General features: G+C 48.7%; 14 protein-coding genes, 1 tRNA gene and 1 pseudogene. 7 read left to right on the top strand and 9 right to left on the bottom strand.

The window, feature by feature from the left end; translation table 11 throughout:
* Positions 1 to 55: 55 nt before the first annotated feature.
* On the bottom strand, positions 56 to 1,261 hold the full coding sequence (locus ACL2XP_RS20580; protein WP_413735013.1) for a PfkB family carbohydrate kinase: 1,206 nt from the start codon (positions 1,259 to 1,261) through the stop codon (positions 56 to 58).
* Between the two features lie 594 nt (positions 1,262 to 1,855).
* Here ACL2XP_RS20580 and ACL2XP_RS20585 point away from each other — a divergent pair.
* The gene (locus tag ACL2XP_RS20585) at positions 1,856 to 2,899 is read left to right on the top strand and encodes a tartrate dehydrogenase (protein ID WP_413735015.1); all 1,044 of its coding nucleotides are present in this window, start codon (positions 1,856 to 1,858) and stop codon (positions 2,897 to 2,899) included.
* A 590-nt stretch (positions 2,900 to 3,489) separates the two neighbouring features.
* A complete protein-coding gene (locus tag ACL2XP_RS20590; RefSeq protein WP_413735017.1) occupies positions 3,490 to 4,074 on the top strand; it encodes a S1 family peptidase in 585 nt (194 codons plus the stop codon).
* Positions 4,075 to 4,156: 82 nt separating this feature from the next.
* Here ACL2XP_RS20590 and ACL2XP_RS20595 read toward each other — a convergent pair whose 3' ends face one another.
* The gene (locus ACL2XP_RS20595) at positions 4,157 to 4,588 is read right to left on the bottom strand and encodes a hypothetical protein (RefSeq protein ID WP_413735019.1); all 432 of its coding nucleotides are present in this window, start codon (positions 4,586 to 4,588) and stop codon (positions 4,157 to 4,159) included.
* A gap of 192 nt (positions 4,589 to 4,780) precedes the next feature.
* Between ACL2XP_RS20595 and ACL2XP_RS20600 the strand changes: the two are divergent.
* Positions 4,781 to 4,897: pseudogene (locus ACL2XP_RS20600) on the top strand (integrase); the annotation flags it as partial.
* On the opposite strand, the gene ACL2XP_RS20605 reads toward ACL2XP_RS20600, so the two are convergent.
* Positions 4,845 to 5,261: a helix-turn-helix transcriptional regulator gene (locus ACL2XP_RS20605; RefSeq protein WP_413735021.1), complete on the bottom strand. Its 417-nt coding sequence runs from the start codon at positions 5,259 to 5,261 to the stop codon at positions 4,845 to 4,847. The pseudogene ACL2XP_RS20600 and the gene ACL2XP_RS20605 sit on opposite strands and share 53 nt — an antisense overlap.
* Positions 5,262 to 7,045: 1,784 nt before the next feature.
* Here ACL2XP_RS20605 and ACL2XP_RS20610 point away from each other — a divergent pair.
* From ACL2XP_RS20610 to ACL2XP_RS20620, 3 genes are all read left to right on the top strand, one after another.
* Positions 7,046 to 9,775 carry a hypothetical protein gene (locus ACL2XP_RS20610; protein WP_413735022.1) on the top strand — a complete coding sequence of 910 codons (2,730 nt, stop codon included), beginning with the start codon at positions 7,046 to 7,048 and terminating at the stop codon, positions 9,773 to 9,775.
* Positions 9,772 to 10,077: a hypothetical protein gene (locus tag ACL2XP_RS20615; protein ID WP_413735024.1), complete on the top strand. Its 306-nt coding sequence runs from the start codon at positions 9,772 to 9,774 to the stop codon at positions 10,075 to 10,077. The genes ACL2XP_RS20610 and ACL2XP_RS20615 overlap by 4 nt, the downstream gene beginning before the upstream one ends.
* A 660-nt stretch (positions 10,078 to 10,737) precedes the next feature.
* A complete protein-coding gene (locus ACL2XP_RS20620; protein WP_413735026.1) occupies positions 10,738 to 11,976 on the top strand; it encodes an IS110 family transposase in 1,239 nt (412 codons plus the stop codon).
* A gap of 369 nt (positions 11,977 to 12,345) precedes the next feature.
* On the opposite strand, the gene yjjJ is transcribed toward ACL2XP_RS20620, so the two are convergent.
* Positions 12,346 to 13,650 carry a type II toxin-antitoxin system HipA family toxin YjjJ gene (gene yjjJ / locus ACL2XP_RS20625; RefSeq protein WP_413735028.1) on the bottom strand — a complete coding sequence of 435 codons (1,305 nt, stop codon included), beginning with the start codon at positions 13,648 to 13,650 and terminating at the stop codon, positions 12,346 to 12,348.
* Between the two features lie 640 nt (positions 13,651 to 14,290).
* Positions 14,291 to 15,271: a zinc-dependent alcohol dehydrogenase family protein gene (locus ACL2XP_RS20630; protein WP_413735029.1), complete on the bottom strand. Its 981-nt coding sequence runs from the start codon at positions 15,269 to 15,271 to the stop codon at positions 14,291 to 14,293.
* A gap of 80 nt (positions 15,272 to 15,351) precedes the next feature.
* On the opposite strand from ACL2XP_RS20630, the gene ACL2XP_RS20635 reads away from it, so the two are divergent.
* The gene (locus tag ACL2XP_RS20635) at positions 15,352 to 15,699 is read left to right on the top strand and encodes a winged helix-turn-helix transcriptional regulator (protein WP_413735031.1); all 348 of its coding nucleotides are present in this window, start codon (positions 15,352 to 15,354) and stop codon (positions 15,697 to 15,699) included.
* 242 nt (positions 15,700 to 15,941) lie between these two features.
* Here ACL2XP_RS20635 and ACL2XP_RS20640 read toward each other — a convergent pair.
* From ACL2XP_RS20640 to crl, 4 genes are all read right to left on the bottom strand, one after another.
* A tRNA-Thr gene (locus ACL2XP_RS20640) sits at positions 15,942 to 16,017 on the bottom strand.
* 377 nt (positions 16,018 to 16,394) lie between these two features.
* Positions 16,395 to 17,648 carry a glutamate-5-semialdehyde dehydrogenase gene (proA, locus tag ACL2XP_RS20645; RefSeq protein WP_413735032.1) on the bottom strand — a complete coding sequence of 418 codons (1,254 nt, stop codon included), beginning with the start codon at positions 17,646 to 17,648 and terminating at the stop codon, positions 16,395 to 16,397.
* A 10-nt stretch (positions 17,649 to 17,658) separates the two neighbouring features.
* The gene (gene proB / locus ACL2XP_RS20650; RefSeq protein ID WP_413735033.1) at positions 17,659 to 18,762 is read right to left on the bottom strand and encodes a glutamate 5-kinase; all 1,104 of its coding nucleotides are present in this window, start codon (positions 18,760 to 18,762) and stop codon (positions 17,659 to 17,661) included.
* A 111-nt stretch (positions 18,763 to 18,873) separates the two neighbouring features.
* Positions 18,874 to 19,278: a sigma factor-binding protein Crl gene (gene crl, locus ACL2XP_RS20655; RefSeq protein ID WP_413735035.1), complete on the bottom strand. Its 405-nt coding sequence runs from the start codon at positions 19,276 to 19,278 to the stop codon at positions 18,874 to 18,876.
* Positions 19,279 to 19,310: the final 32 nt, after the last annotated feature.

Raw genomic sequence — 19,310 nt, forward strand, 5'->3', positions numbered from 1 at the left:
TTCAAGCTTTCGGGTATAAAAAAAACCTTCACATCATAAAGATAAGCAATAGTTATTACTGCTGCATGCGATGATAAACCAGTGCGCTATTCGGCATATTCGAGGCGCCTTTCCGCTCGACTTTCAAAGAGGCGAAAGCGGAAGCATATTGCACGGAATCTATCAATTTTTTTCCATTGGCAATACACCCGGCCAGCGCCCCGGTAAAAGCATCACCAGCGCCGCTGGTATCAATAACCGCAGATTTATACGCGGGAACGTGGGTAAAGCTGTCGCCATCAAATAATACACAGCCCTGATTTCCCAGCGTTATGATGACACACTTGGCGCCATGGTCATGAATACGCCGAGCCGCTGATTTTGCTGAGTTGATATCAGTGATTGCCATGCCCGACAAGGCTTCCGCTTCAACCTTATTGGGTGTAATAATATCAATTAAATGCAATATCTCTTTTACTTCTGATACATAGGGCGCAGGGTTTACCACAACCAATGCCTGAAATGATTTAGCTTGCATAATCGCAAACCGTGTAATAGGGAAATTATTCTCTAGCTGAGTCAAAAAAACTTTACAGTTCTGGATGATCTCTAAATCAAACAGAATATCTTCTTGAGTGAACGTTTCGTTGGCGCCGAGGTCGATACTGATCATGTTATCGCCGGTGGTACTAGAAACCCACACAATTGCAATGCCCGTAGAGGCTATTTCGTTTTCGAAAATAGTAAATGATGAGACTTCGGTATTTGTTATATATTTCCTTGCTTTTTCTGAAAATTCATCCATGCCTAGTTTTATCGCCAGATGAACATTATTGTTTATTTTCGCTGCCGCCACTGCCTGGTTGGTGCCTTTACCCCCAGCATAAAAATTGGTGGATGAGGATCGAATCGTTTGTCCTATCTGAGGTAACATCATAGTTTCAGAAACAATATCGACATTAAAGGAACCTAAAATATAAATTCCTCCGTCGAGAAGTCTCTCTTTTTGCTGGGTAGCAACAGAAAAATCAGAGCTATTTTCACCAAGCCCTTTCAAAATAGTATTGATGACGGATTTTTCAAACATTGATTCATCGGCTATTTCTACTAACTTCGCTCCACCGTGGAATAGCACACAAATGGCATGGGTGCTTAATTCTTTTAAATCATTGCGAATCGTGCGCGTCGTCACACTTAGTTCTTTCGCTAAGTCGCCAACATAGACATTTTTATCTCTCACCAGTTTAACTCGAATCGCTTTTTGTCTTTCATTTTTATTCATCAAGTCTTACCTCGGAATGTATAGTATTAAATGAGAATGAATGTTTATCACGTAAGGCTCATAAAAAAACCTTAAAAAGGGAAATTTTTTTTCCGATTCCGATCGAAACGGCAAAAATAAAGGATCTGTATCACATAATAATATTCCCAGGGACGACGGGAGGAGATAATCCGCGTAGTTGCCGCCTGAAACGCGATGTCCGGCGGGATACCTCCGCCCGCAGCCATCTGGGCACCGGGTCCATTTTGAGGGAAAGGCTGTTGCTGGCTGGCAAGATTGTTAGCGGCAGCAAAATTATATTAACGGACAATGGCGCGATACCGATAACAGAGGTAGGCTGCAGGCAACCGCTCTCGGTAATGGCGCCCTGCCGGGCACCACGCCGGACGCGGTTGCACCAACCGTTTTTATGTCCAGGCCGGCAATTTACGTTGGGCTTATCGCCGGTTTCAGCCTGGAAATGGGTGTACTGATCCTGGATACGGGCGGTAACCGGACATTGGGATGCGAAGACGGTTATTGGGGGCTGCAAATTATCAGATCGGCAAATATACCTGTATCGGCGGCCTGGAAGAGTAAGCAAGAGGAGAAAACATGAAACAATACCGCGTGGCGATCATCCCCGGCGACGGCATCGGGGTAGAGGTGACCGACGTGGCCTGGCGGGTGCTGCAGCATGCCGCCGACGATCACGGTTTCAGCCTGCGGGGAGAGTGGTTCCCCTGGTCCTGCGAGTATTATTTGCAACATGGGCGAATGATGCCGGAAGACGGCATCGAGACGCTGCGCGCCTTTGATGCCATCCTGCTCGGCGCGGTGGGCTGGCCGGAGCAAGTGGCCGATAATGTCTCGCTGCACGGCCTCTTGCTGCCAATCCGCAAAGGTTTCGATCTGTATGCCAATGTCCGGCCGCACCGGTTGCTGGCCGGCGTTGAGGGGCCGCTGCGCCGGGGCGATTTTGACATTCTGTGCATCCGCGAGAATACCGAAGGCGAATACAGCGGCGCCGGCGGCCGATTGCATCAGGGTACGCCGCAGGAAGTGGCGGTGGAAACCTCGGTTTTCACCCGTCATAGTGTGGAGCGCATCCTGCGCTTTGGCTTTGAACAGGCCCGCCGCCGCCGCAAAATACTGGCCTCGGTCACCAAGTCCAATGCCCAGAAATATACCATGGTGATGTGGGATGAAATCACCCACGAGATTGCGGCGCAATATCCCGATGTCGCCGTTACCCGCTATCATATCGATGCCATGGCCGCCCGTTTCGTTATGCAGCCCGACAGCCTGGACGTGGTCGTCGCGTCCAATCTGTTCGGCGATATCCTCACCGATCTGGGCGCCGCTATCCAGGGAGGGCTGGGATTCGCCGCTTCGGCGAACCTCAATCCCGACGGCGACTCGCCGTCGATGTTTGAACCGGTGCATGGATCTGCGCCGGACATTGCCGGCCAGGGCATCGCCAACCCCATCGCCGCCATTTGGTCCGGCGCCTTGCTGTTGGAACACCTGGGCGAACCGGCGGCGGCGGCGGATATTATGCAGGCCATTGAGCGGGTCACCGCCCGGGGCATGCATAATGCCCCTGCCACCGAAACCATTGCCCGGGCGGTTATCGACGCTCTTGGCAAAAGCGCATAAATCCGCCCCAGGATTGTCGCCGGCCCGATATCCACGGCCGGCGGCAATGCTTTGGTTTTTTTTAAATTTTTTCTAAATTTCTTAATAAATTATGTTTAGTTTTACTAAACAACGGCTAAATTTATAAATGCCTGCAGGGGAGAAATTCCCTTGGTACGGACAACCCTTGTATCATTTCGTTATCTTGACGACCCGCTTTCGCGGGTTTTTTTATGCTTGAAATCCGCTATTACATCATATGGCCAGTGACGGCTAAATCCGGCGACTGCTTGTCGGATTGCCCCCGCCGACGCTCAATGATTAGGTCAAATTATAATCAAATTGTTTTGGCAGCAAGCATTCCTTTGACTATATTTAACGAGGCCGGGCCAATAGCGGCATTGCCTCTCTCGTGTTTAAACCACTATGAGCGCTCGCAATGCCCGCAAACATCCGGCGGCGAAGACCTCTTTTGTACCACCCTACTATACCCACCGAGTCTGGATGACCTCTACCACCGTCTGTTTTCGCTCTCCGGTAACCAAGATAAACGTCAAGTAAGGATGAGTTATCAGCCGGTCACGCATTCGTTTTGATTAAGGGTTTTGATTATGCCTAAGTATCTGATGATCGTAGTAATAGGCCTAATGCTTGGTGCCTGTAGCGCGGTGGGGCAGTACCATGTTGACCAGCAAGCAGAGAAGAAAGCGGATTTTCATTTTATCGGCATCCCGATTTTGGCCGGTGCCGTGGGCTCCAGTTTCCCGGTAACGGAAAATTACAGTCTGACCGCCGGCCATGTCGCCAGGGTGATGATGGTAAAAGTGAAAGCCTACAATCCTTTGTGTGACGTGGCGCTTATCTACCAGGACAATCATGGCAAGCCCATACCCAAAATGGCCCCGGCCACCAAGGGGGAACATATCAGCATGTTCGGCTATAACGCTTATACGGCCGAGCCCACGTCATCCTCGGGTGCAGTGGCCACATTCGGCTGGTGGGACAAACCGCGGCAAAGCTGTTTCATCGCGCTCAGTAACGCTGGCGGCATACAGGGAATGAGCGGCGGTCCGGTTTACGCCGATAACGGTAAAGTCGTGGGAGTCTTTACCGCAACGCATCCTGAAAGGAATCAAACCATATTCGTTCCTTATCAGGAAATTGCCCATTGGATCAATTTGGAAACAGGAAGCTAGCTCCCTTCAGCATATGATGGCATCGCTACGCTTCACAGCGTTGCTAACCATCATCGTAGGGCGGTAAACCCGGGCATCGCGCTTAGTTCAAGCTCCAGAAATCAACAACATTTTGATTATTGAAAGTGATATACAGACGATTACCGTGGATTTCGGTATCGCCACTAGTCTTGCCCGCCACTTTGCTTGCACTGCTGGAAGCGGAGGAAGCTGTATTGGCCATACCTAACGCGCTTGATACGGCGCTTGCGCCTGGTATATAGCCTGCAAGGCTGGAAACATCACTCAAATTACCATTTTTGTGATAGACCCACGTTGTGCCGTGAGACGACTTTTCATTATCGTCAGGTACGCCATACAGGCTTTGAACCTGAGCCTGCGTCGTTTTACCTTCGGTAATATGCGATTGCACGTAAGAGGTACTGTATTTATCCTCACCGCCCGTTATACCACTTGAACAGGCGGTCAGTACCAGAGCGGCTGCCGTTACCATTCCCAAAAACACTGTTCTCATCTTTCTTTCCTCGCTTTAAATGTTACAAACAATGACTCAACCAAGAGATTTCAAACATTTTTTGTAACACAAGATCAACATTTTGCCAATATGCAATCAGGAGGTAGGCAGAGGATGTGCATGGCCTTGCCGCACTCAACATTCCGATCAATACGGTGCGGCGAGCGTGGGGAATGCACGAAAGGATAAGCCATGTCCATTTTTCGCCGAGGTAACGTCTGGTACGCAAACTGCTGGCTACCCGGCGGAAAACAGATTAGGGAATTTCTTGGAACAACGGAAAAGCGAGAGGCGCAGGAACGCCACGACAACGATTAATGGATTCCCTCGTTAAAAACCTCTTAGGAAGATAACGATGATAATTAAGTTTTTCGCAATACTCCCTGAACTCACCCATTTTCGTTACGCAAGCTTTTGTATATATCCTCTGCATATAATTATTAAATGTGTGTAATGAAAGATTTAATCTTGCAGCGGCTTCTTTCGATTTCAAGCCTTGAACGCGATAAAACACAAGTTCGCACTCCCTCTTTGTGAATATATCATCCGGTTTATTCATCAGTAATGATCCTGGCATATGCCCTTTAATATAATCATTCAACGAATAAACTGTTAGCTCGACATTGTATCCAAACATTCCAACGCATTCATGATCATCATTATAGAAAGGCATTTTTTAAAAATATATAGGTAGTCAACCGCATGAGGATGTAGCGCTAACGTTGAAAATTGTTCCTGAGTGTTTATAACTCTCTTGTATTGATTGTCAAATCAATCTACTACGCCATCTACTGCGATAAGATCATTATCAATTTCACAATCATACTTACCTATAATATCCTCGGGTGATTTGGTTCCAAGCAAATGAGCAGCGGCCTAGTTGCAGTAAATCAATCTTGCAGACAATTCTCTTATGCCATAAAGGTTTTTTAGCTGATCAAAGACATATCGCATTGAGTTCGGTATATTAATTTCTGGTACAACAGTACTCTTTCATTTGTCATTACACATAAAATACTTCTCCAATTGATGACTTTTAAAAAACTTTATCACCGAAGGAGGTTACTAACTACTGCTCTATAGTGTAGAGTGAGAAATTAGCATTAATGATATTAATATCTAGCATTGCCTAGTAATTGAATATACTCGATAGGTTTTAATGATTATGCGGTACCTCGTGCATTTTGAGTAAAAGGCTGTTGATTAGCAAATCATTGTAGTAATTCCCCCCCCATGTGCTCAAATATAACTCGCTGAAAATATTGGGTTGTTGTGATCCTCTGCTAAATCTAATTAATGCATGATAACGTTCGCTTTGGCACGATATTCGTAATTAGTAAGCGCATACACTGAATTACTTAAAAGTGTAACTCTCAGGGGGCAAATGACTATATCTGGCACATAACCGACTGCAGCTATGCTCTCGAGTAACTTTGAGCGATGAACAGACTTTTCATAAGCCAGTCTGGTGTGAAACCAAATTCTTTATCCGCTGGGGTCAATTCGTCAAACTTGCAATGCAGTGACATGTTGAGCGTGCTGATGCATTGCTGACAAATCAGCTTTGCCACAATTTTGCCACACCTACAAAACACAAAAATGCACTTTAGTGTTGAACAAAGCAAAATACTGCAACAGTAACTTAATGATTTTATGAGAAAAGATGGTGCCAATAATAGGAGTCGAACCTATGATCTTCGCATTACGAATTCTAAGTTTCAGCTAATTAATCATTAACTTACCGCATTCTGCCGCGCTCACACGTCCCAAGATGCTGGAAGATGTAAATGGTTGTGCTTCCCTGCGACCCGTTACCTGCCCCAACATCGTCCCATCTTAAATTCCCTCCTATACTTATGATCCCCCTTACAACTAAGACGACCATCATGTGCGGCCGATTTGCCCGGATCGATACCAGAGAGAAATTCCTCGAATTCCTTAAGCCTGACGTCGAGTTTGTGGGCGCCCAGGATGGCGAATCTATCGGCCGGTCATGGGGGGATACCAACCCGCCTAGGCCAAAGAAGCGAGAAGCCTCGCTCAGATGGTTATCGCCAGATACAACGCCTGTAGGAACTGAGGAGCTGGCGCATGACGGCGCCATCCCTGCGGATGATTTTGCATTTCATCCTGTGGGCAAAGCTGTGGGAAATAGTCACAACGACAATGAGTCGATTATCAAGCGCATCGATAACCCGGTACCGTAGCCAACCCATTAAAAACATGAACTAGTCATACCTCATTAATTACAGCCGCCGCCCAATACCGCCACACCTTATATTATTAGTCAGCTAATCATATTATATTGCCAATTGCTTATTTTATTATCTCAATTTCATTTAACATTCCGTGATATTTTCTGTGGTTAATTTATCTCGTTTGCATGACGCATTTCAACTCTATGAAATGCCATTAATATTTTAAATTAATAATTAACAGATTAAACCAGGAAATATCATGGACGAAACTCTAACTGTTTATGCCAATCCCCCTGCAACAACAGAAGATTGCATAAATATACCTTTTGATAAGTCTAAAGGATTTAGTAGTATATTATGTGGTGTTTATAACAACCCTACCGATAGTGCTCAAACCAATAATACATTATATCCAGATAATGTAGTACCTATTCATACAGGTGCTCAAGAACAAGCTGCACATACGCAAAGAATGATTACCGAGGCCCAATTTGCAAGCTTAAAAGCTACTGCTGCCGAATCGGCCAGGCTGGATGCACAGCAACAGCAGGTAAGGAGGTTGATAGAAGGCCAGCAATTTACCCTGAATCATATGAAAGTTGAAAGTGAGAGAAATAGAAACCTACAGCTAGACCTCCAGAATAAATTACAACTTTCATTCACCAAACAACGACAACATTCAGATGCGGCAATAGCAAGAAGCATACAAAACACACAGGCAAATTTCAAAGGCCAAATGGCAAAAACCATGGCATCCATGCGCATTGCGGCAGCTCAGACAGGTGCAGCAAAAGCTTGGGAGAGAGCAAATAAATTAGCAGAACAACAAAAGCAAGAACATGAACGGCAGCTCCAGCAGGAAATGGCCAAAATAGCTGAAGCGCAGAACAATCTCATGGCAGAACAATGTCGTCTGCAAGAAGAAATAGCCAGGCGTAATGAAGAGCACAACAGGCTGGTTGCGGAGCAACATCGCCAGGCGGAAGAAGCTCGACAGCGCGCTACATCATTGGCATTGGAGCAAAAACATCAACAGGAAACCCAGCATCATCACGCTCAAGACAGACAACTGCGAGCAGGGATAAGTCAGGATCGGCGGCAAAAAATAGATAACTTTATGCAAGAAATGAAGGATGAAATTGCTTGCATAAAAAATGAGCATAATCAAACAATATCTAAATATAATAATGCTAACAAGAGCAAAGAAGACCGAAATCGCTGTTCTGAAGCCAAATTAAATTACGCTAATAAAACCATCGAACTTGCAGAACGTTTAAAATCCCGCGCAGAAGAGATGATGCGAGAGACCCAAAATTGGATAAGTGGACTCGATAGCCACTTCCCCATGATCCATTCGCATTTCGATCATCAAATAAAAAACATTAATCCTATACTCGATCACGCGACACGTATACATCTTGAAGCTCACTGGAATGGACTGCGCCAAATACAAATTAACGACAAACATCATGATATAAAAATAGCGCAAAATGAATATAACATAATAGCTCATACATTAACCGATAGAAATTATAATATCACTGAAGGACGTATAATAAAGCAAATCGCTGAATCCGAACTAACTCACACTGGAAATGAGTTAAGAAGAGAAAATGAAGCACTAGATAGAATGAATTCTTATAAAATATCATTAGCGGACGCAAAAAAAAATGCCGAGCTGCTTATATCTTCTGAAAATAATTATGATTCCGTCATAAGTTCAATCGACTCTCTTAAAAATAAAGCAGAATCATGGTTGCAGCAAGCAGATGATAGAATTAAAATGCGTAATACACACCCACCATTAATAAATGCGCATTACGATGCTAATATTAATAGAACTTTATCTATGGCATTGCCTACGAGTTCCAAGCAATTGTTGGAAAAAGAATGGAATAATCAACGTAATCTTGAATTAGATTATAAAAAAGGACAAATTAATGCATCGATCCAAGAGTATAAATTTATAAAAGAAATAATTCAAGCTAGAAATATCCAACTCGATGAGGTGAAACAAATTGCTGCGCGTGTTGCGTTGGCGTCAAAATTAAGCTTTTTAAGCATCACACAGCAATCACAAAAATCACAAGAGAAAGTCGCCAGTGATACATTGGCGAGTCAAGTAGGTACAAATGTAAAATGGACCGCTATTGAAGCCAGCCAGGCACTTGCTTTTGCCGGAGGGATGGCCGCAGGCGTTCCTGCTGAACTGCATGACGTAGTGCGCGGAATAGTTGAAATGGGTAAACACCCTCTTGAAACTGCCGCAGCTCTTAAGGCTTTAGCCACAAGTGGAAATGTGCTGGGTAATGTATCCGAGGCTATCAAGGATAAGTGGGTAGCCCATATCGACAATATGGTTGCAGCTCAAGAAAGAGGCGAGCTTGCTGGATATTTTGAGGCTGGGGTCGAAGGAGGCAAGCTGGTAACCGATGTTGCCTCACTTGGATTGGCCGGAGTAGGCGCGGCTAAAGTCGGGAAAGTGGCAATTAACGCAGGGGCTGCAGCAGGAGCCGTCAAAAATATCCCAGTTAAAGCAGCCCCTAAGCCTTTAGGGTATGTAAATAGTGCAATACATGACACTACTATTAGTTCGTATGGACCTCATCAGATGGGCCCATTGGGCAATCCAAATGATTTAAAATCTCCCGCATCGACTTTTAGGAGTGGAACTTACCTTGAAAAAACTGCTAATAAAGACATATACTTTTACCGAGATCATGGTGGGTCAGCAAAGGTAAACGGTCGTTATTGGACATTAGAACCATCGAAAGGCCCCCTACAGTCTCAGCTAGATAGTGCTGTGCTGCCCGAATGGGGTAACACTTTTGAGAATCAATCAGTCATGAAAGTACCTACCGGTACAGTATATTACGAAGGTTATGCCGCCGGTCAAACGGGATCAGAAGGCTTACATGCAACACTTCATGGCGGCGGAAAACAAGTCTATCTGCCAACAGTAAAAAATGAATGGATTATAAAAAAATGACAATCGAAAATGAAATAATAAATTGGAGTAAGAATAAGGATTCTTTTTATTTCTTTCTACCGGATGGGCCTTATGGACGACCATTTGATAATCAATATGTCATCAAATCTATTGATAACAATGCCGTTGGGTTTAATATTGTTTTTTCAGAAGGAATAAGCTTGGAGTTTATTGGCCAATCGTTAATTACAATCGAGAACAATAAAATTAAAATATATAATTTTAAAAAACTTATTTTTAGGCCCGAAGAAAATTTTTTTAAAGAATATTATTCGGGTGAAGTTGTAATCAATGGATTTTGAATGCCCATTTTTATAGTTAATATATGCCTTTTGAGGTTCTGGAGACTAAACAATCGTCCCGACTTCGGTCGAGACTTTCATATTACCGGCCTGTCGTCAAGCGCAATGGATATCACTAAAGTGAAGTGTAATAACGATAAATACACGCTTTCATAATAGTTGAGTAAAAGCCGGCCACGCTTTAAGCACATGTCGGCATCTTTGGATAATGTAGCTCATTCTTACGGCCACTCAAAATTCCATTTAAATCAATCTTCGCACAATGTGTATTTGCTCCTTGATGATCCATACACTTTGACCCGCTTAAAATACTAGGTACCCCGGTTTTTCGCAGGGATTACCAACTGGCCATGCTTTGAATTCCTTGAAAAGTAATACTGGTCGCTTCAGGTACTCCGGCGCTAGCTGATAGTTTACTGGCGGCTAAGAGCGAAATATAGTCATTCGCACCCTGAGAATTACACTTTTAAGTGATTCAGGGTATGCGCTTACTGGCTACGAATATTGAGCGAGAATCACGTGATGATCGCCGCTTTTCTTTCGAGCCAGTAGGTGCTCCACGTTCGCTAACGAATACTCAGGGCATGCAGATAACTGCTGGCTATATTTCTTTCGAAGAGCGTGGAATGCATACCAATCCCCGATGAGAAGGAGTTGGTGATGACTGCGACTAATCAATTTGCTGCACATGTTGGTCTGGACTGGGCAGATAAAAAACACGATGTCTGTGTTCAGTTTAACAATGGTGAACGTGTCTTTCATGTCATTGAACATACGCCGGAAGCACTTGATACCTGGCTGAAAGCGTTGCACAAAAAAGTGAAAGGTAAGATTGCAGTCGCTGTTGAACTCAAAAAAGGCCCAGTGGTGTCCGCACTACAAAAATACCCATTTATCACTGTTTTTCCTGTTCATGCGTTATCACTTGCTCGCTACAGACAGACCTTCTGGCCCAGTGGGGCAAAAGACGACCCGCAGGATGCAGAACTGGCGTTGGAGCTGATGTTACGTTATCCCAAAAAGATCAAAGCCATTGAACCCGACAATGCGGATATTCGATTACTTCAACAGCTGGTTGAACAGCGTCGACAACTGATTGAAGACAAACGCCGTTTTGTGAACAGGTTAATCAACACCCTTAAACAATATTATCCTCAACTTCTGGAATGGTTCTCACACCGGGGTAGCTTGCTGTTGTGTGAACTGCTTATACGATGGCCCAGTCTGCAACAACTGAAACGCGCGAGGCGCGACACTATTCGCAACTTCCTTAATGCCAAAGGTGGCCGCGCAATGGCCCTTACCGAGCTACGTGTTGCGAGTATTGATAATGCGATCCCATTAACTACAGACCCGAGTGTTATAGAGGCTAATGCCTTGATGGCAACAGCACTGGCGACACAAATTAAAGTTTTGAGTGAAATCATCAAAACCTATGATGAACGAATCGAAACGCTGTTTGACACATTGCCAGATGCAGGGTTGTTTAAATCACTTCCGGGTATGGGGCCGTGCATGGGCCCGCGTATGCTTGCTGCACTTGGCGATAACCGTGACCGTTTTAATAGCGCAGAAGAAATTCAAAACTACGCAGGTATAGCACCGGTAACAGAACGAAGTGGCCAGAAATCCTGGGTTCACTGGCGATGGCAATGTGCCAAGTTCGTTCGACAGACGTTCGTGGAATGGACGGCGAAAACGGTTAACTCATCATACTGGGCCAGGCTGTATTATCAGGGACAGCGAGAAAAAGGAAAATCTCATCAATCAGCGATTCGTGCTCTGGCATTCAAATGGATAAGGATCATTTACCGCTGCTGGAAGACCAGAACCCGCTACGACGAAGCGAAATATTTGCTGGCACTCGAAGCGCGACACTCGCCCTTACTGAAGCCATAAAAAGCTTGTCGAATGTCTCAGGGCGTGAAGCGGAAGTTAATCTTACATTTCATCGACACCTCTGAGTCATCTCAAGTGAACTCTGAGGTGTCTGTTAAACTCGTGACGATTCAGTACGGCCGAACTCGTGAACCCCAAGCACCCCACCATTTGCTCGATAATGGACTGATACAAGGCACCTACATCGGCAGCAAACAGCACATCAAGGCACCGTTCGAGTACATTATGATTAAGGCTATCAGCTCAGATATGCCGCCTTGCTGATGGAGAAACTTACGTATTACCTGAAGCTACAACGTTTATATACCCGCACGCTTTGGATTATATTAGCCTGAAAAAATAGAGGGTCAGTAAAGTTAAATCCGCTTTTTATCCTAGGCGGGCGATACGTGATCTGGCCCCATCAAGGTGGCGATGTAATGCCTCAATGCATGGGGCGAAATTAGCGGAGAAGCGGTCGCAACTGCTGGCTATGACAAGGAAGTTCTCAGCCAAGTCCAGTGCTTCCCGCCAGGTATCCGGGTTGATCACTTCCGGCAGTGACGCCGGTCTAAGTTCGTTTGAGATTGCGCCACCCGTTCTGGGGGCGAACCCCATGGGCAGAATGTCGTATGCCGGTGCGAGGTGATATGGTCGGCCATGGTTACTGATGAACGACAGGTTGCCGGCGTGCATGTCGGTATTGCCGATCAGCATCCCGAATGCCCAAAGTCGAGCTGTACCGATGATGGCCTCAGGATGGACATGTCCCTCCGTAACAAGTTTATTGACCAGAACCGGCCAAGAGGCTCTGGCATTGCCGACAAACTCCGCATCAAGTGCCCGCAGTGAAAAGACGCCGATACGACCCAGTTGGCCAACGCGGTCGAATCGGGGGATCTCGAGGAATCGCTGGCCACCAAAATCAAACACCGCTGTCTCCACGCCAAGCACCCTCAGCGCCAGGTGTTCGGCCAACAGGAGGTCACGCCAGCGTTCGCTGATCGGGTTATCGTCCGGAGCAGAGAATTTCACTAACACATGGCCACGTTCTGTATAGGTGCAGAATTTCGGTTGCTCACCTCCTGCAGATGACCCTGGTACCTCGCCAGCGCCAACCGCCAGCGCCAGTGCGGGGTACGCTGTGGCGGGCTCAACTGGGGTGGGTTCTGGCATCTCCAAGAAATGGTTCCGTGCCTTCTCCCCTATCAGCAGGTTGCCGATGGCATCATGGCCATGTGTGAGCAACGCTCTGACTACATCCGCGTCTGCCCATTGATCTGGATTCGCTTCCAAGCCGAGCTCGGCGGCGTACGTTGATGCGTAGGCTCGCCCGAGATACCCCTGTGGTCGCATATCAAACAGCCACCACGGCAGCCCGTCGCTATGGAGACTCACGTTGTCGGTCTGCACCATAACAAATCCGTCCGGACGAACCGGAATGAGCTTGCCAAGATGTTTAACATGCCCTTCATCGGTGATGCGGTAAATGGGCGCGCATCTGAATCCTCGATGGGCATCTCGTAGGGCATGTTGAATATGTGGACCCGCTCCGATTCGAACGACATCATCACCAAGAGCTCTCAATGCTCGGGAAACTGTTGGCTGGCTAACTCCTAATATTTCAATTAGTTGCCGAGATGTCATGGGCCCTTGGCTGAGCAGCAGGCGTATCCTGTCGGAACGAATAGGCATAGTGTTACACCACTCAATGAATAGATTAATGAATAGATAAATGAATCGGTATTCTAGCAATTAATTTGCAATCAGTCACTCCCCAGTCGGGCGCAGCCTTAACGGCCCGCCCGGGGTCTATAATTATGCAATTAGTATAAACCGGATAATTACGTCCACTCATACACCTTCGGGGCCAGAACAGCCTCCGCCTGTCTGAACGCCAGTCGAGACAAAATGACCAGCAACTACGACTTGGTGCAGGAACAAAGTGGAATATTCGCGGGTCAGAGCAGCTTTGATGTGAGGGCGGGTTATCACTCGCTGCGGGTAAGAACCATCTGGACACGTGAACGCTGAGTTTCAGTGACACTCTCGATCAGGTTGATTTTAAAACAGATCACCAGCGTGGGGTATTAGTACTGGCGGAAGGGGAGAATTGCTTTTTGTTGTACGCGCTGTTAACGCACTGCAATGTTAATAGGTTTGTAGTATCCGCTTCTGGTACTAACCTGCCCACGGAAACGACCTGGGGCTGTTATGAGCGAGCAGCGGATGTTTAGATAGTTATTCAAACGCCCTTAGCCATATAAAAAAGCCCCTAATCTTCGCCGAACCGCAAGACGTTGCAATTAAGGGGCTCGGGCAGCAAGATGATTTTTTACATGCGAATCACCAGCTTACCGAAGTGATTCTTTTCTCTAAGGCTCTTATAGGCCAACTCTGCATCTTCAAATGAAAAAACTTTATCGATGTAGGGCTTAATCGGCGTCCGCGCCAGTGCGCTAAGAGTGGAAACAGGCCCTACATAGATACCCTGCAGCGTGATACGTTTTTCGAGAATAGCAGCGGTGTCAATTGGCCCACTAAAACCACTCAACACTCCCATCAGCGATATGCGTCCGCCGGAGCGGGTAGCTTTCAGGGAGGCGTTTAAGGTTGCAGGCCCCGTAACATCAACGGTCAGGTCTGCACCAATGCCGCCAGTGAGTTTAATAACTTCATCTGCCCATTCCGGAGTGTTGCGGTAATTGATTGTGAAGTCGGCACCGAGTTCCCGCGCACGCTTCAACTTCTCATCTGAACTGGATGTAATTACTACGCGAGCGCCAGCCAGCTTCGCCAGTTGCAGCGCAAAAATGGATACGCCGCCGGTCCCAAGTAACAGCACCGTTTCACCCGGTTGTAATGGCCGACGTTCAAATAACGCGGACCATGCAGTCACGCCTGCACAGGGAAGTGTTGCGGCTTCTTCAAATGACAAACTATCCGGTATGCGGGTCACACCTGAAGCCGCAACGGTAACTTGCTCGGCCAGGACGCCATTTACGCCTGGTCCCCCCAACGAACAGGCTTTTTTTTCTGCAGAAAAATCACCCTCAACCCAGCCAGGCATAAAGCCAATGACGACACGGTCGCCTGGTTTGAAATGCACAACATCAGCCCCCACTGCGCTGATAATGCCTGCACCGTCTGATAGAGGGATATCTCCCTGCGTTTGTTCTGCAACCAGCAAATCCCGGTAATTGAGCGAAGCGGCCTTCACATCCACCACCACGTCACCTGGCCCTGCTAGTGGCGCTGGCTGATTGCAGAGTTTGAGAGCGGGTGATGCGTTGCCTGTAAGAACGTAAGTTTTCATATCATGTCTCCTTGTAAAAAACCCAGCCTAACAGGACAATGACTATTTAATAAGTACGTACAAAAAAGGTATGTAGTATCATGAATGATAGTATTGAAGGCTCAAAAAGCAGGATACGAAAGCCACAGCGTACCGGCTGTGCGGTTGAAGTGACGCTTTCAGTAATTGGTGGCGTATGGAAACCAGTCATACTGTTTCACCTGCTTGAAGGTATGCTCAGATTTAATGAGCTCTGTAGGAGGACTCCATCCGCGACACCAAGAATGATGACGTTGCAGCTTCGAGAACTGGAGGCTGATGGCATTATCCATCGCCAGATCTACGCAGAGGTTCCTCCACGCGTTGAGTATTCGCTCACCGAACTGGGGCATTCTCTAGAGCCAATTTTGCTGACAATGCGAGACTGGGGGACAAATTTTTCAAGGTAGTCTCTGGGGTATCTGACGTTCCTGTTAAAGACGTTTGATATTTGGGTTGCCATCCAGGGACTCTCCACTGACTTTATCGATATCTGTGGCTGACGTCCCCTCCTGGCACATAACCGACTGCAGCTATGCTCTCGAGCAACTTTGAGCGATGAACAGACTTTTCATAAAAACACAAAAATGCACTTTAGCGTTGAACAAAGCAAAATACTGCAATAGTAACTTAGTGATTTTATGAGAAAAGATGGTGCCGATAATAGGAGTCGAACCTACGACCTTCGCATTACGAATGCGCTGCTCTACCAACTGAGCTATATCGGCATGATAAGGGTGTGTCATGCGGGGTGAATCTCGGGGTCACACGTTATGCAAAAGCGGGTAAAGAGTCAATAGCCGGGCGTTTGTATGCTGATAAAAACAGCAAATCAGTGCTGCGGATCAACCGCTGGACAGATTATCGCCGCTTTCCCGCCCTCCCCTGCCCCTTCAATGGCAAATAACGGCCTGCCGCTTAATTCCCCCACCTTGTCCTATAGTCAAAGCTGAATTTTTTTACGCATGATTTGAGCGGGCGAAAGCCCATCCTCAGGCGATGCGCTGGAGTTTATTCAACGCCATCGGGAGAATTTCAGTGATGATGAGGATGGATCGGAATAACGAACCGGCCCGGATGCGCAATTCCGCATCCGGGCAAGCGATCAGCCGCGCACCAGATTATCGCCGTAGCCGATCCACTTGTAGGTGGTCAGGGCTTCCAGGCCCATGGGGCCGCGGGCGTGCAGTTTCTGGGTGCTGACCGCCACTTCCGCGCCCAGGCCGAACTGGCCGCCGTCGGTGAAGCGGGTGCTGGCGTTGACATACACCGCCGAGGAATCCACTTCGCGCACAAAGCGCTGCGCGTTTACCAGCGACTGGGTCAGGATGGCGTCGGAATGCTGGGTGCCGTACTGGCGGATATGTTCCACCGCCTGGTCAAAACCGCCGACCACCTTGACGTTCAGATCGAGGGAGAGCCATTCATCATGGTAATTGGCTTCATCCACCGGCACGCATGCGGCCGGACCGTCGGCCAGGTAAGGCCTGGCGATATCGTCGGCGTGCAGGGTGACGCCCAGGGGCTGCATATGCCCGCTTAACCGGGGCAGGAAGGCCGGGGCGATGGCCTCATGCACCAGCAGGGTCTCCAGGGAGTTGCAGGCGCTGGGGCGCTGGATTTTCGCGTTTTCAATTACCTTGAGCGCCGCGGCGAAGTCGATGGTTTCGTCGGCATAGATGTGGCATACGCCGATGCCGCCGGTAATCACCGGAATGGTGGAGTTTTCGCGGCACAGTTTGTGCAGCCCCGCTCCGCCGCGCGGGATCAGCATATCCACATAGCGATCCAGGCGCAGCAGCTCATTGACCAGGGCGCGATCGGGATTATCGATGGCCTGCACCGCGCTTGCCGGCAGGCCGCAGGCGACCAGCGCCTGCTGGATCACCTTGACGGTGGCGCCGTTGGTGCGATGGGTTTCTTTACCGCCGCGCAGGATCACCGCATTGCCGGTTTTCAGGCACAGGGCCGCCACGTCTACCGTCACGTTGGGGCGGGCTTCATAGATCACGCCCACCACGCCCAGGGGCACCCGGCGACGCTCCAACTGCAGGCCGTTATCCAGCATCCGGCCGTCGATAGTCTGGCCAACCGGGTCGGTCAGGCGGCACACCTGGCGCACGTCGGCGGCAATGGCGGACAGCCGCGCCGGGGTGAGCAGCAGGCGATCGAGCAAGGCTTCGCTCAGGCCGTTGTGGCGCGCGTCCGCCATATCCAGCGCGTTGGCCGCCAGGATCACTTCGGCGTGGGTTTCCAGGCTATCGGCGATCGCCAGCAATGCCCGATCTTTCTCGGCGCCGCTCAGCACCGCAAGCTGCCAGGATGCCGCTTTGGCGGCTTTACCCATTTGCTCCAGCATAAGCTACTCCTTAATAAATAATCATGTCGTCGCGATGGATCGCCACCGGGCCGTATTCATAGCCGAGGATATCGCCGATCTGCTGGGAGTGTTGCCCGGCAATCATACGCAGCGCGTCGCTATTGTAGCGGCTGACGCCGTGGGCGATGTCCTTGCCGTCCAGGCCGCGGATACGTACCACCACCCCGCGGGAGAAGTCGCCGGCCACCGAACGGATGCCCTTGGGCAACAGCGAGCTGCCCCGCTCTTTGATGGCCCGCAGCGCGCCGTCATCCACGGTGATATCCCCGGCGGGCGGCGGCCCGAACAGCCAGCGCTTGCGGGTTTCAAGAGGCATTTCCTGGGCATGGAAGCGGGTGCCCACCGGCAGATCCGCCATCATATCGCCAATCACTCCGGGACGGTTGCCCGCGGCGATGACCACGTCGACCCCCGCCCGGATGCCCACGTCGGCGGCCTGGATTTTGGTGGCCATGCCGCCGGTGCCCAGCCCGGAAACGCTGTCGCCGGCGATGGCCCGCAGCGCATCATTGATGGTAGAGACTTCGGGAATCAGCTGCGCGCCGGGATTGGTGCGGGGATCGGCGGTATACAGGCCGGCCTGGTCGGTCAATAGCAGTAATTTATCCGCGTCCGCCAGGATCGCCACCAGCGCCGAAAGATTGTCGTTATCGCCCACTTTGATTTCGGCGGTGGCCACAGCGTCATTTTCGTTGATCACCGGTACGATCCGGTTATCGAGCAGCGCGCGCAGCGTATCGCGGGCGTTAAGGAAACGTTCGCGATCTTCCATGTCGGCCCGGGTCAGCAGCATTTGGCCGATATGAATGCCATAAATGGAAAACAGCTGTTCCCAAAGCTGGATCAGACTGCTTTGCCCTACGGCGGCCAGGAGCTGTTTTGAGGCGATGGTAGCCGGTAATTCGGGATATCCAAGATGTTCGCGCCCCGCGGCAATGGCCCCGGACGTGACGATCACGATCCGGTGCCCGGCGGTGTGCAGCTGCGCGCATTGGCGCACCAATTCGACGATATGGGCACGGTTAAGCCGCCGGGAACCGCCGGTCAGTACGCTGGTGCCCAATTTCACAACCAATGTCTGGCTGCCATCCATAAGGTTTCTACCGTAAATAAGGTTAAAAAAATCGTGCCTGGTCTTTATAAAAAGAAAAAGCGCTATGCCTGCCAGCATAACGCGAAATGAGTTAAAAAGCAGGTATGCGTATTATCGGGTCGTCAGGATAAACGGCTCGTCTTTGAAGGTCGCCGCCGGTTCCAGCGTCATCTCCAGCGAGACGATATAGGCGTCGAGACGGACAAAAAAAGCGCGCAGCGAGCTTTCCAGTTTTTCCAGCACGGCTTTGTCGCTGATTTTTTGTTCGTTCCAGCGGCCGGCCTTATCGAACATGCCTATATGGTAAGCGTAGGTATAGCGGGTCTCCTCGGCTTCGAGATCGATCCACCAGCCCCAGAATTCGCGAAGTTCCGGCGATGGCTGCATATTGATGCATACCGCCAGGCAATCAAAGAAAAAATGATTGTCGCTGCATTGTCCCTCGCGGATATAAGGGCCGAGCGCGGTAAATCCTTTCATCAGTCTGCTTTTAGGGTGTCCACTTACTAACGCCATGCTGATAACCTCAAAAAAACTTCAATGGGGGA

Origin of the sequence: Sodalis sp. RH21, assembly GCF_047324175.1 — a bacterium.
GTDB lineage: Bacteria > Pseudomonadota > Gammaproteobacteria > Enterobacterales > Enterobacteriaceae > Acerihabitans.